Raw genomic sequence first — 1,601 nt, 5'->3', positions numbered from 1 at the left:
GGATTTGCCTGTGCTGCTTCTTGAACTTCAATATTAAAACTTTGGGTACTGATAGAACAACCTGTGACGTTATTGGTTATGGTCACAAAGATTTGTTGTGGATTGCTCGTATTGGTATATGAACCTGTTATGCCGTTAATGCCTGCTTCTGCATCTATTAGAGTTTCATGGTAACTCACCACAAATTGCGCGGAATCTTGACCATTTAAAACTTCATCGTCTTTTGTGGTTAAGTCAAAACTATCAATACCATCGGTGAATAATTCACATTGAATAAAATCAGTTACTGCAACAACTGTCGGTAATGGGTGGACTATAATCGTAAAATCAACTAAAGCATAACAGCCTGTAACATCATTGGTTACCCTTACATAGATCTCTTGTTCTGGTGTCTCTGTATTAGTGTATTGTGTTGGGTCTGCTATGGCATTGTTTCCTGAGTTGGCATCGTCTAATCTTTCATAATAACTTGCTGTAACTCCAGGTTCTCCATTTAAAATAAGAATTTCATTTTCTGTTAAATCAAAGACTTCTACTCCATCTCCTGTATTTACATCATCACACAATTCCAAGCTTGGTAATTGGTCACTTGGTGTTGGTGTAGGATTAGGTAATACTCTTAATGTTAAAGTTACCATATCCACACAACCTGTATTGGTATCTGTAACCACTGCAAATAAAGTTTGTGGATTAGCACCTTGACCATTTATTTCTGTATTGGTATATTGTGTTGGATCTGGAATGGCATTGACTTGAGCTACAGCATCTGCATTAGTCTCATAGTAATCTACCGACCAACTGCCGTTGCCTCCTGTAATTTCTGAGTTTTTAACTGTAAGATCAAATACTGTAAACTCATCTCCTGGCACTTCACCTAAATCATCACATAGACTCAATTGCGTTGGCTGTATTGCTAATGGTGGCAAGGAGACTTCTATTTCAAACTGACCTATATCAAAACATTCTGTAATTGGATCGAACAGACGTACATAAATAATTTGTGGATTACCATTATTTGTATAGTTACTCACGTTAATTATTGGGTTACCTCCAATCAAGGCATCTGCTTCACTTGTATGATAGGTTAAATCGACTCCTAAAGGATCTTGCCCATTAAGAACCTCATCATCCATAAAAGTAAGGTCAAACTGTGCTATACCATCGTCATCACTATCACATATAGTGTACGGTTCAATAGTAGTTGGTACTTCTGGAGCTGGATCTACAATAAGTTCAAGTGTATTCTCGGTGAGACTATAACAGCCTGTTAAGGTGTTTTCTGAACGCACATAAATCATTTGATTGTTAGCCACGATATTGGTGTACAAACCAGTAATAGCATTGCTTCCAGTCTCAGCGTCACTTTCAGTTTCGTGATACGTAATTGCAACATTAGATTCACCATTTATAATTTCAATAGTACGTATTTCCAAATCAAATTGTCCAAAACCATCATTATCAACATCACAAACCTCTATTGGTGTTGGGTTGGGTTCTGGTGATGGTATTGGGTCTACTCGCAAGGTAACTGTTACTGTATTGTAGCAGCCTGTAACATCATTTTCTGCTCTTACAAATATGGTCTGAGCATTGCTTAGATT

Annotated in this window: 1 pseudogene; it reads right to left on the bottom strand. The window is 37.4% G+C overall.

The window, feature by feature from the left end:
* Positions 1–1,601, bottom strand: a pseudogene (locus tag K1X16_RS17850) (hypothetical protein); the annotation flags it as partial.

The sequence above is a fragment of the Winogradskyella sp. SM1960 genome (assembly GCF_020179375.1).
Classification (GTDB): domain Bacteria; phylum Bacteroidota; class Bacteroidia; order Flavobacteriales; family Flavobacteriaceae; genus Winogradskyella; species Winogradskyella marina.
The sequence above is the reverse complement of the archived record's forward strand: the minus strand, read 5'-3'. Positions and strand labels throughout refer to the sequence as shown.